Origin of the sequence: Sphingomonas sp. Leaf38 (genome assembly GCF_001421825.1) — a bacterium.
Lineage (GTDB): Bacteria > Pseudomonadota > Alphaproteobacteria > Sphingomonadales > Sphingomonadaceae > Sphingomonas.
In genome coordinates, this window is the sequence record NZ_LMLD01000011.1 from 1,082,067 (window position 1) to 1,093,315 (window position 11,249).

The 11,249-nt window shown below is 66.2% G+C and carries 10 protein-coding genes; 7 read left to right on the plus strand and 3 right to left on the minus strand.

What is annotated here, in order from left to right:
• The first annotated feature begins 113 nt into the window (after positions 1-113).
• The 5 genes from ASE88_RS12290 (at position 114) to ASE88_RS12310 (ending at position 5,894) form a co-directional block, all read left to right on the plus strand.
• Positions 114-1,196: a lactonase family protein gene (locus tag ASE88_RS12290; protein ID WP_056479472.1), complete on the plus strand. Its 1,083-nt coding sequence runs from the start codon at positions 114-116 to the stop codon at positions 1,194-1,196.
• A gap of 690 nt (positions 1,197-1,886) precedes the next feature.
• A complete protein-coding gene (locus ASE88_RS12295; protein ID WP_235525506.1) occupies positions 1,887-2,897 on the plus strand; it encodes a KpsF/GutQ family sugar-phosphate isomerase in 1,011 nt (336 codons plus the stop codon).
• Positions 2,894-3,715 (plus strand): 3-deoxy-manno-octulosonate cytidylyltransferase, encoded by an 822-nt coding sequence (kdsB, locus tag ASE88_RS12300; protein ID WP_082463138.1) that lies wholly within the window; start codon positions 2,894-2,896, stop codon positions 3,713-3,715. The genes ASE88_RS12295 and kdsB overlap by 4 nt, the downstream gene beginning before the upstream one ends.
• A 23-nt stretch (positions 3,716-3,738) precedes the next feature.
• Positions 3,739-4,311: a histidine phosphatase family protein gene (locus tag ASE88_RS12305; RefSeq protein WP_055875108.1), complete on the plus strand. Its 573-nt coding sequence runs from the start codon at positions 3,739-3,741 to the stop codon at positions 4,309-4,311.
• Positions 4,312-4,820: 509 nt separating this feature from the next.
• Positions 4,821-5,894, plus strand: a complete 1,074-nt coding sequence (locus ASE88_RS12310; RefSeq protein WP_235527927.1) for an MFS transporter — start codon at positions 4,821-4,823, stop codon at positions 5,892-5,894.
• A gap of 92 nt (positions 5,895-5,986) precedes the next feature.
• Here ASE88_RS12310 and kdsA read toward each other — a convergent pair whose 3' ends face one another.
• Both kdsA and ASE88_RS12320 read right to left on the minus strand, forming a co-directional pair.
• Positions 5,987-6,835, minus strand: a complete 849-nt coding sequence (gene kdsA / locus ASE88_RS12315; RefSeq protein WP_056478310.1) for a 3-deoxy-8-phosphooctulonate synthase — start codon at positions 6,833-6,835, stop codon at positions 5,987-5,989.
• Positions 6,832-7,137, minus strand: a complete 306-nt coding sequence (locus ASE88_RS12320) for a hypothetical protein (RefSeq protein ID WP_056478311.1) — start codon at positions 7,135-7,137, stop codon at positions 6,832-6,834. The genes kdsA and ASE88_RS12320 overlap by 4 nt, the downstream gene beginning before the upstream one ends.
• A gap of 20 nt (positions 7,138-7,157) precedes the next feature.
• Here ASE88_RS12320 and ASE88_RS12325 point away from each other — a divergent pair, with 20 nt between their 5' ends.
• Both ASE88_RS12325 and ASE88_RS12330 read left to right on the plus strand, forming a co-directional pair.
• Positions 7,158-8,282 carry a histidine phosphatase family protein gene (locus ASE88_RS12325; RefSeq protein ID WP_056478312.1) on the plus strand — a complete coding sequence of 375 codons (1,125 nt, stop codon included), beginning with the start codon at positions 7,158-7,160 and terminating at the stop codon, positions 8,280-8,282.
• Positions 8,279-9,634, plus strand: coding sequence for a cytochrome P450 (locus ASE88_RS12330; RefSeq protein WP_056478313.1), 1,356 nt, complete (start codon positions 8,279-8,281; stop codon positions 9,632-9,634). The genes ASE88_RS12325 and ASE88_RS12330 overlap by 4 nt, the downstream gene beginning before the upstream one ends.
• Positions 9,635-9,681: 47 nt before the next feature.
• On the opposite strand, the gene ASE88_RS12335 is transcribed toward ASE88_RS12330, so the two are convergent.
• On the minus strand, positions 9,682-11,232 hold the full coding sequence (locus ASE88_RS12335; RefSeq protein WP_056478314.1) for a DHA2 family efflux MFS transporter permease subunit: 1,551 nt from the start codon (positions 11,230-11,232) through the stop codon (positions 9,682-9,684).
• Between the last annotated feature and the right edge of the window lie 17 nt (positions 11,233-11,249).

An 11,249-nucleotide genomic window follows, 5' to 3' on the forward strand; every position in this document is an offset into this window, starting at 1 on the left:
GTGTCCGGCGATCTCGCCCTACGATGCGCGCGTGACGCCGTATCGTCCCGACCGATCTCGATCACGTGGGGCGGATGCGGCGCCCTATCCGCGAACCGCGTAAGGCGCCGACCATGACAACCGACGATCCCGCGTCGCGTACGCCACCACCTGCCGCATCGTTGTGGATCGGCACCTATGCCGGCGGCGGTGGCGAGGGGCTTTATCCGCTCCGGCGCGGTGACGACCGGTGGCATGCAGGCGCGCCCGACCCTGCCGCGTGCAACGCATCGTTCGACACGTATTCGCCGCGGTTCGACCTTCATTATATCGTCGACGAACATGCCGATACGATCGGCGTCTTTCGGTCGATGGGTACGCAGTGGGATTGTCTGGCGCGCGTCTCGGCAGGCGGGGCCGCGCCGTGCCACATCGCGCTCGATCGCCGCCAGTCATGCATCGCAGTCGCCAATTACGCGGACGGGAGCGTGGCGTTGTACAGACTCGATCCGACCAGCGGCCTGCCGATCGGAGCACCGATTATTTATACCGCCCGTGGATCGGGGCCGAACCCTGAACGCCAGCAATCGCCGCATGCGCATTGGGTGGGGTTCTCGCTCGATAATCGCTGGCTCTACGCGACCGATCTCGGCGCCGATCTGGTTCGCGCGTTCGCATTCGATGCTGACCGCGGCACGCTCGGCGCGCCGAGCACCGCGTTGGTCGCGCCGCCCGGTTCGGGGCCGCGGCACCTGCTCGTCCATCCGCGGCAGCCGGGATCGGCCTATCTGGCCTGCGAACTGAGCAACACGCTGATTGCGCTCGATGTCGACGGCGCGGTGGTTCGGCCGCGCAAGACCGTGTCGACGTTACCCGCGGCTGCGACCGGCGATTCGATCGTCGCGCATATCGCGGTCAATGCGGCGGGCGACCGGCTCTATGTCTCCAACCGTGGCGACAACAGCATTGCGGTCTTTGCATTGGCGGCGGGCGGCGACCCGGTCCTGCTCCAGCACGCCCCCAGCGGCGGCGCATCGCCGCGGTTTTTCCGGTTGGTTGAGAATGAACGACGGGTCGTCGTCGCGCACGAACGCGATCACCGCGTGACGGAACTCGCGATCCTCGAGGACGGCACACTTGCCCCCACGGGCACGGGCATCACCGTGCCGGGCGCTGCCTATGTTCTCGAGGCTTACTCGAGCGCGCAAACCCGATAGGCCGCTGCGATCCGTCCATCCTCCCCCCCGGTGGGGGAGGAGCGGTTCTGTCGGCGATCTCGGCGCTCTGAGCCGGCTCAGCTTACGCGGGCGATCAATAGTGTCAATTCGTCGCGCACCGGGCTGATTTCGCTCCGACTTGGCCGCATCGCCCGGCGTTTGGCGGGATAGGATGCATGGACGGCATCGCACAGATCCTTGTACGGTACGCGGATGCACGCGCCTTCATCGCAGACCAGGCGTGGCCTGCTCGCGGCGGCGCCGCATGTCGACTGTTCCGCGGCGAACGCCGGCGCTGCGATGACGGCTAGGCATGCGGCTGCGATCCGCAAAACGGGTTTCGTGATAATCATGTGTCTGGCCCCCCACAGGCGTTTAGTTGGTAACCGTATCGTTAGGGCCAAGATGTTTCGAGAACGTTTCGATTGTCTGCCCGCGACAGAATTTACGCCGGATCGGTCTCAGTGGGCGCTGCGGCACATGGCGAACGCCGGTTTTGCCGGTCCGCGTTGTAAGCTTCCGATATTGCCAGCGCAGACCCGATCTGGTTAAACTTATATTAGAAATACTTACGTTTCTTACAATGATTGCGCAGGCATCTCTGGAAGGGCCCGCTGATCCGATACTGCCGAACCGGCGGATCGGACTATTTGTGGAGAGAGCGCTGAATCGCTTGGGAGGTTCGCGGACATGGCAACACATATGGTCGGGGCGGCGCACGCACATCCTGTGTCGCGTACCGCAGCATCTGCGCTTCGGACGCTGGCGATAACGTCCGAAGGCCTTGAGGCACTGTTCGACCGGTTTGCCGACAAGCCGTTTGCCGATGAATTCGAGCGCCTCGTGCAGCGGATCTATACGTTGCGGGGCCGCGTGATCGTGACGGGCATGGGCAAGAGCGGGATCATTGCCCGCAAGATTACCGCGACGCTGACCTCGACCGGTACGCCGGCGATGTTCCTGCATCCCGCCGAGGCCGGGCATGGCGATCTCGGGATGATCACCGACAAGGACCTTGTGCTGATGATCACGCGCTCGGGCGAGAGCGCCGAGCTTGCGCCGATCATCGCCTATTGCAAGCGCTTCGGGATCGTGATGGCCACGATCACGTCGCGCGCGCGCAGCACGGCGGCACGCGCCGCGGATGTGCTGCTCAATCTCCCCGCGGTGCGCGAGGCGTGTCCGATCGAGCTCACGCCCACCACGTCGACGACGCTGCAGCTGGTGCTCGGCGATGCGCTGGCGATGGCGCTCGTCGATCTGCGTGGTTTTTCGGCGGATGATTTCTACAAGTTCCATCCCAATGGCCGGCTGGGTGCGCAGTTGCTGAAAGTCCAGGATCTGATGTCGACCGGCGCGGACGTGCCGAAGGTCCACAGGAATGCCAGCCTGCTCGATGCGACCACCGAGATGACGCGGGCGCGGTTCGGCGGCACCGCGGTCGTCGATGACGAGGATGGGCTGGTCGGCGCGTTTACCGATGGCGACCTGCGCCGTACGATCACCGGCGGCGGGAGCATGGCGGCGTGCGTCGATGCCTGGATGACTCGCGATCCGCTCAAGATCGCGCCCGGCGAACTGGCCTCGGAAGCGCTGCGGCGGATGCAATCGAATAGCGTGACGATGATGTTCGTCGTCGAGGCGGGGCATCTGCTCGGCGTCATCCATATGCACGACACGTTGCGCGCAGGCATCGCCTGACCGCGCTCGTCGTTATCCCGGCGCGCGGTGGGTCGTCGCGCCTGCCGATGAAGCCGTTGCGGACGATCGCCGGGCATAGCCTGCTGCATCGGACGATCGGGCTCGGCCGTCGGGCGATCACGCATCTCGATGACGCCACGCTGGTAGTCGCCACCGATACGCCGGAGATCGCCGCGCACGCGCGATCGATCGGCTGCGCGGTCGTGATGACCGACGGCGCGATCACGTCGGGATCGGCGCGGACGCTGGCAGCGGCGATGGCCGCGCAAACGCCCGGCGGCCGGCCGCGGATCGTCGTCAATCTCCAGGGCGACGCACCCTTCCAGTCGCCGGCCTCGATTGCCGCGGTGGTCGCGGCGCTGGGCGACGGGGACGCCGATATCGCGACGCCGGTGGTCCGGCTCGACTGGCCCGCGCTCGACGCACTGCGGGCGCACAAGCGGCATGCGCCGTTCAGCGGCACCACCTGCGTCCGCACCATGACGGGCCGCGCGATGTGGTTCTCGAAAACAATTCTCCCGGCGATGCGCGACGAGGCCGTCTTGCGCGCGTCGTTTTCGCTATCGCCGGTCTGGCGGCATGTCGGGCTGTATGTGTACCGTCTCGCGGCACTGCAGGCGTTCGAGGCAGCGGCGCAGAGCGATCTCGAACGTCATGAAGGGCTCGAACAACTCCGCATGCTCGAACTCGGGCTGACCATCGATGCGATCGAGATCGCGCCCGCCCGCTTCGACATATCGGGTATCGACACGGAGGCGGACATCACCCGCGCGGAGGCGTTGATCGCAACGCACGGCGATCCGCTGCACGACGCGTGACGCTATCCGCAACGTCGCGCGCGATCGCCCGGGTCTTCATCGTGCGCCACGGCAATACGTTCGCACCCGGTGAAGCGCCGCGGCGGATCGGTGGCCGCACCGACCTTGCGTTGGTCGACGCGGGTCGCGACCAGGCACGCGCGCTCGGTCGCTATTTCGCGGACTGCGGGCTTGTCTTCGATAGCGCACGCTGCGGCCCCTTGCTGCGGACGCGCGAGACCGCCCGGCTGCTGCTGAGCGCGGCAGGTCATGACGGCCCCGCCACGATCGTCGAATGGCTCCGCGAGATCGATCACGGTCCCGACGAGGATCGCCCGGAGGCCGAAGTGCTGGCCCGCATCGGCCAGCCCGCCCTCGACGCCTGGGACCGCGATGGCATCCCGCCCGAAGATTGGCAGGTCGACGCCGCCGCGCGGCGTGCCGCGTGGCGCGATCTGTTCGCCAGCGCGACCGGCACGATGCTGATCGTTACCAGCAACGGCGCTGCGCGATTCGCATTCCCCGGTGCGGCGAAACTGCGCACCGGCGCGTACGGCGAGGTGGTGACGGATGCGCAGGGGCGGCCAATGGCAAAGGCCTGGGACGTCCGGCCCTAGCGGGAAATCGACCGGATGCCGCTGCGTCCACCACACAATCGGAACGTACAGCCGGTGCAACCCACCGTGCGACATCCGCCATCCTGGACTCACGGTCACGCCGGCCCGCTCTTCGCGCGTGAGTTGCCGATCGCGCAGTCATTCCATCGCCATTGCCGCCCGGTGCGCCGGACACCGTGGGAGATTCGTACGCATCCGACCGCCGTGTCCCCTGTCCTATGCGCGAAGTGGGAGCCACCGAATCGTGACGGGAGAAACGAGCGATCTCCGCAGCCTATGTCCGACGTCTCACGGCCACTGCCGGCAATAGCCGTCGGTGCGATTGTCTCGTCGCGCGATTGCCGGCAAACTCCCCGACGGGGGTTGATGACATGCGCGCGGTCGGGATCAGGCGGGGATGGGGGTGGGTCTTCCTGGCCACGCTGTCCCTTTCTTCGATCGGCGACGAGATTTCGCTGATAACGCTGATGTTCCGAAGCGGGGGAGATCATACGCCTTTCGCCGTCTCGATGCTGCTCGTCGCGCAATTGCTGCCCGGCCTTCTCGCGACGCCGTTGATCGGCCGACTGGTCGACGCGCACGATGCGGGCAGATTGCTGGTCGCGACCGCGCTTGCCGATGCCGTCATCATCGCGTGGATGGCGTGGCACCCCGATCTGCTTTCGACCCTCGCCGGTGCTGCTATCCTCAGCGTGTCGTTTGCGCTCGGCGGGACGGCCAGCTTCGCGCTCATTCCGATCCTGGCTGCCGGGTTGGGCATGACGTTGCCGCGGGCTAACGCGGTGCTGGAATTCGTGCGGAGCGCGGGCATGCTTGCCGGGCCGGTCATGGGGGGCGCGCTGGTGGCATGGGGCGGGACGCGGAACGCGCTGTTGATCGATGCGGCCAGCTTCGCGCTGCTCGCCGCCGTCGTTCTGGCAAGTGGCCTGCGCCGCCCTCCGGAAGTGGAAGAGAGCGAGCCGGACGGCGGCGAGGCGCGGACACTCCTGTCCGAATACCGACCCGTGTTGAGGGACCGCCGGATCACGATCTTGATCGGTGCGCTGACGCTGGCGGTTTATGCGACCGCCATCGCCGATGTGGCATTCGTCTTTCTGGTGACGGTTTCGCTGGCGGCGGGGCCCGCCGCGTTTGGAGTGCTGACCGCGTGCTGGGCGGGCGGGATGATGGCGGGAGCCGCGGCATCGGGCACGATGCCGATGCGACATCCGGCGCCGCTCGCATTTGCCGCTGCGATGGTCATGGGCGGCACCATGCTCGCGATCGGGATCGCCGGCATCATGATGACGGGCGGTCTGGTCTTCGTGGGGCTCGCGTTCGTGATCGGCGGTGCCGCCAACAGCGCCCACAACGTCGCGGTCCGGACGGTGCTGCAACGGGAGTCACCGGCCGGTGCGCACGGCAAGGTCGCCGCGATCTACAGCGCCGCGACAAGCGGTGCGGGTATTTTCGGGTACATGACTGGCGGGCTGTTTGCGCCGAATCGCGCCATCGACGCCTATGTCCTGGGTGGTACGCTCGGTATCCTTGCCGGCTTCGGCGGGTGGCTGCTCTTCAGATCGGTGCGTTCGCACGGTGGGTGACCTCAGCCATGCTGGCCGCCGATCGCGGCCCCCGATGTGGCCGCCAATCGCGGCCGCCGATCGTGGAAGGGCGTGAGGCTCCGCTGCGGCCGTTACGCCTTTACCACCGCGTCGATCGCCACCAGTGTCGACAGTAGCGGGCCGATCCAGTCGAGCGGCAGCATGATCGCGCCGTCTGACGGGGCGTTGGCGGGATCGTCATGCGCTTCGGCGAAGATCGCGGCGACGCCGGCGGCGACCGCGGCGCGCGCCAGCACCGGCGCGAAGTCACGGTCGCCGCCCGACGAATCGCCGTGGCCGCCGGGTGCCTGTACCGAATGCGTCGCGTCGAACATCACCGGGTAGCCGGTCCGCGCCATGATCGGCAGCGCGCGCATGTCCGACACCAATGTGTTGTAGCCGAAGCTCGCGCCGCGATCGCACAGGATGATGCGGTTGTTGCCGGTCGAGGCGATCTTCGCCGCCACCGCCGCCATGTCCCATGGTGCGAGGAACTGCCCCTTCTTGACGTTGACCACGCGCCCCGACGCACCCGCGGCAATCAGCAGGTCGGTCTGGCGGCTCAAGAAGGCGGGGATCTGGAGGATATCGACGGCGTCCGCGACCGCGGCGACCTGGTCGACCGCGTGGACGTCGGTCAGCACCGGGCAGCCGAAACGATCGCGGACGTCGGCGAGAATGCGCAGGCCGTCGTCGATGCCGATCCCGCGCTGGCCGGTGCCCGATGTCCGGTTCGCCTTGTCGTACGACGCCTTGAAGACGAACGGGACGCCCGCGGTTCGCGCCGCCCCGACGAGAAAGTCGGCGATCCGCAGCGTGTGGTCGCGGCTCTCGATCTGGCAAGGTCCGCCGACGAAGACGAACGGCATGTCCGCGCCGAACGTCACATCGGTGCCCGACCTGATGGCGACCTTCACGTGCCGCCCAGGCGCATGCGTCATAATTTTGCCTTCACGAACCGCCTGAGCAGCTGCCCCCGCCATAGCCATCGTCCCGGATGATAGTTGAAGAAAAACCAGCCATACAGGAGGCACGCGACCAGCGTTGGCAGCGCCATCGGATCGCCTTCGCCGCGCATCCGACGATATAGCGCAATGTCCGCCCGCCAGCGCGCGCGCTCGCCGCCACCGCCGGCAATGCCATACGCATTGTCGTGCAATTGACAGCCGCGATTGCGATTATATTTCCGGTGGTCCAGAAAGTAACAATAGTCGCGTACGGGCTGCGTCTCGTCGGTCGGCATCGGGGAAGTAGGCGGCGATCGTGACGACATTCAAGCGTAAAGTCTTCTACTTGGGCGGGTTCGATCCGCGTGGCGTGCGTTTTTATTACAATCTCGCCAAGGAACAGCTTGTCCGCTACGCCGACAAGACTGGCCAAAGCGTCACCGTCTTGCGCCGCCGCAAGGCCTCACCGATCCGCAGCGACTGGACGGTACGCAACGACACCGCCGACGTCACCACCGACTATAGTTTCCTGCGCTGGGAGGACATTGTCCAGCAGGCGTGGATCCGCAACCCGGTCCAGCTCGGCCTGCGCGCCGCTCGCGTCTACGCCGATCATTTTCGCCTGTTCGATTTCGCGACTGTCAGGAAGATCGCCACCGGTCCGCTGGTGACGATGCTCTATCCGCCTATCCTCAGCGTGCTGTTGCCGCTGCTGATCGCACTGCCGGTGTTCCTCGTCGCGCTGCTCTGGCTGCCGTGGTGGCTTGCGCTCGTCATTGGCCTGATCGTCGGCGCCGGCGGCGCGATTCCACTGCTCAACGCCATCCGCGCACCGTGGCTCCTGCGGTTTTTCGTGTTCAACGGCGAGTTCGGCGACGGCGAGGGATCGCTGGCGCTCCAGGCGCGTCTCGACGCGTTCGTGGATGAGATTGCGAAGGACCTGCACGGCGATCATGACGAGGTGCTGCTGGTCAGTCACAGCAACGGCTCGATCCTCGCGATGCTGCTGATGGCGCGACTGCTCGAACGGTATGAGGGCACGCTGCCGGCGAATTTCGTGCTGGTCACCTATGGTCACTGCATCCCGCTGGTGGCCTGTCGCCGCGATGCGGTACGCTTTCATGCGCGGCTTCGGTATCTGTCAGCGCAGGAATTTCGCTGGATCGACATCGGCTCGCCGCCTGATGGTGCGGCGTTCTTTGGCGCGAACCCGCTGCTGCTGGTCGACCCGTCGCCGCGCCCGCGGATCGAACTGCTCAGCCCGCGCTTCCACCGGTTCTACGAACCCGAAACCTATCACAAGGGCTGGCGTAACAAATACGAGATCCATTTCGATTATCTGCGCGTCGGCGACCGCGTCAGCCCGCTCGACCTGCCGAGTCTCACGGCATCGGCACGCGGCATAGAGGCATCGGTCGCGGCGTTCCGGACGATCGCATGACGGTTCGCTTTACGCCGCCTTATCCGCAGCCGCACGCCACCCGGTCGTCGCTGTTCAAGCGGTTCCTGCGCGGCTGGAACTCGTGGATCCATGTCCTGTTCGACAAGAGCTACACGATGAAGATGGGCGAGATCCACACGCCCGCTCTGTCGTTCTACATCGCCAACGAACTTCCGCTGGTGCGCCGTATCCTCGAGACCGACGCGGAGATATTTCCAAAGCACGCCTTCCTCCAGGATCTGCTCGATCCGCTGATCGGCAATTCGGTGTTCTCGTCGAACGGGCAGGACTGGCGCGATCAGCGCGCGATGGTGAACCCCGCGTTCAGCCATACCGCGCTGAAGCGCGTCTTCCCGATGATGGCCGCCGCCGTCGACGACCTGCTGGCGACGATGCGCGGACTCGACCTCGCAAAGCCCGTCGCGATCGATCCGCTGGCGACGCACATCGCCGCCGACGTGATCTTCCGCACGATGTTCTCGCGACCGCTCGATGCCCGCGGCGCCCGCGAGATCTTCGAGGCGTTCCATGATTATCAGAAACAGGCGCAGCGCAGTTCGATGCTGCGGCTCTATCGCCTCCCGGGGTTCGGCTATCTGGGTCGCGCGCGCCGCGCCGCCGCACGGATCCACGCAGTATTCGCGGGGATCGTCGCGGAGCGGTACGCGGCTACGCACGTACGCCATGAGCGGGGGGAGGACATTCTCCAGTCGCTGATCGATGCGCGCCACCCGCACACGGGCGCGGCGTTTACCGAGCAGGAGGTGATGGAGCAGATCTCGACGATCTTCCTGGCCGGGCACGAGACCGCGGCGAGCGCGATTACCTGGGCGCTGTACCTGCTAGCGCGCGACCCCGCCTTGCAGGCTGCGATCCGCGCCGAGACAGGAGCGGTGCCGCTCACCTACGAATCGCTGAAAGCCCTCGGCGTGACGCGCAACGTCTTTCGCGAGACACTGCGGCTCTACCCCCCGCTGAGCTTCCTCGTGCGTAGCGTCACCTGCCCGGTCGACATGCGCGACAAGCATCTTGATCCCGGTGCGATGCTGGTGGTGTCGCCGTGGCTGGTGCAGCGCAACCGCGACAATTTTCCCGAACCGCACGGGTTCGATCCCGATCGCTTCGACGATCCCGATCAGGCTGACGCGTGTCGCCATGCGTATCTGCCGTTCGGCAAGGGGCCGCGCGTCTGCATCGGCGCGGGGTTTGCACAACAGGAGGCGTTGCTGACGCTGGCGGGGATCGTCCGGACGTTCGATCTCGCGACCATCCCCGGCGACGATCCCGAACCGATCAGCCGTCTGACATTACGCGCGGGCAACGGCGTCCGGCTGCTGCTGACGCTGCGCTAAATCTCCCCTTCAGCGAGAGCGGGCGGGCTCTTGCCGACGCAGGAACCTCAGTCGGCGGCGATCGGGCCCTTGGGTGGATCGGGGCGCCGGGTGAACCACACCAGCACGATCAGCGCGATGCACAGCCAGGCCGAAAGCCGAAACAGATCGGTCGAGGCGAGCAGATAGGCTTGCCCGACCAGCTGGCGCGTGACGACCGCGGCGGACTGCACGTCGGTCAGCCCCATCCGCGCCAGCCCCTCGCGCGCCATCTGATACGGTGAGCCCGCGCCGACGGCCTCCGACAGCCGGCTCTGGTGCAGCGTCTCGCGCCTGTCCCAGGCGGTGGTGATCAGCGACGCGGCGAAGCTGCCCGCGGTGATCCGGACGAAATTCGAGATGCCGGTCGCCGATGGGAGCCGCTCGGCCGGGATGCGATCGAACGAGATCGTCAGCATCGACAGGAAGAACGTACTCATCGCGATCCCCTGCACCAGCATCGGTAGCATCAGATCGTAGAAGCTTGCATAGGTCGTGTAGCCCGAGCGCAGGTAGTAGGAGTAGCCGAACGCCGCGAACGCCACGCTGGCGAGGATCCGTGCGTCGAACCTGCCCGCCAGCTTGGCGACGAACGGCGTCAGGAGCACCGCGACAGCGCCGCTGGGCGCCGCGACCAGCCCGGCCCAGGTCGCGGTATAGCCCATCTGCGTCTGCAGCCAGAGTGGTAACAGCAGCGTGTTGGCGAAGAACACCGCATAGCCGAGGCAAAAGGCGGTGGTGCCGATCGCGAAGTTGCGGTTCTTGAACAGCGACAGGTTTACCGCCGGGTTGGCATCGGTCAGCTCCCAGATCAGCCAGCCGACAAAGCCGATCGCGGCGACGATCGTCGCGATGACGATCCGGTCGGCGGCGAACCAGTCGTCGTTCTTGCCGAGATCGAGCACGATCTGGAGCGCGCCGACCCACACCACCAGCAGGATCAGCCCGACCTGGTCGATCGGCAGCTTCCGCGTCGGCGTGTCGCGCGTGCCGAGCTTGTTCCAGCAGATGAATGCGGTGAAGATCCCGAAGGGTACGTTGATCAGGAAGATCCAGCTCCAGTGATAATTGTCGGAGATGTAGCCGCCGAGGATCGGCCCCATGATCGGCGCTACTAGGGTCGTCATCGACCAGATTGCGAGCGCGGTACCACGTTTATGCGCGGGAAAAATCGCGATCAGCAGCGCTTGGCTGCCGGGGATCATCGGTCCCGAAACAGCGCCTTGTAGCACCCGGAAGCCGATCAGCGACGGCAGGTTCCACGCGATCCCGCACAGGAACGACGCGATCGTGAAGAGGAAGACCGAGACGCAGAACGTCCGGACCACGCCGAACCGGCCCATCAGCCACCCGGTGAGCGGCACCGCGACGCCGTTGGCCACCGCAAACGCGGTCACGATCCAGGTCGAATTGTCGCTGGAGACGCCGAGATTGCCCGCGATCGTCGGCAGGGAGACGTTGGCGATCGTGGTGTCGAGCACCTGCATGAAGGTGCCGAGCGCCAGCGCGAACGCGGTGAGGGCGAGCGATCCGCCGACGAGCGGGGCGGGGCCAGTGGTGGAAGGGGCGGGGGCAGCCATTAGCAGGCGGTCCGGTG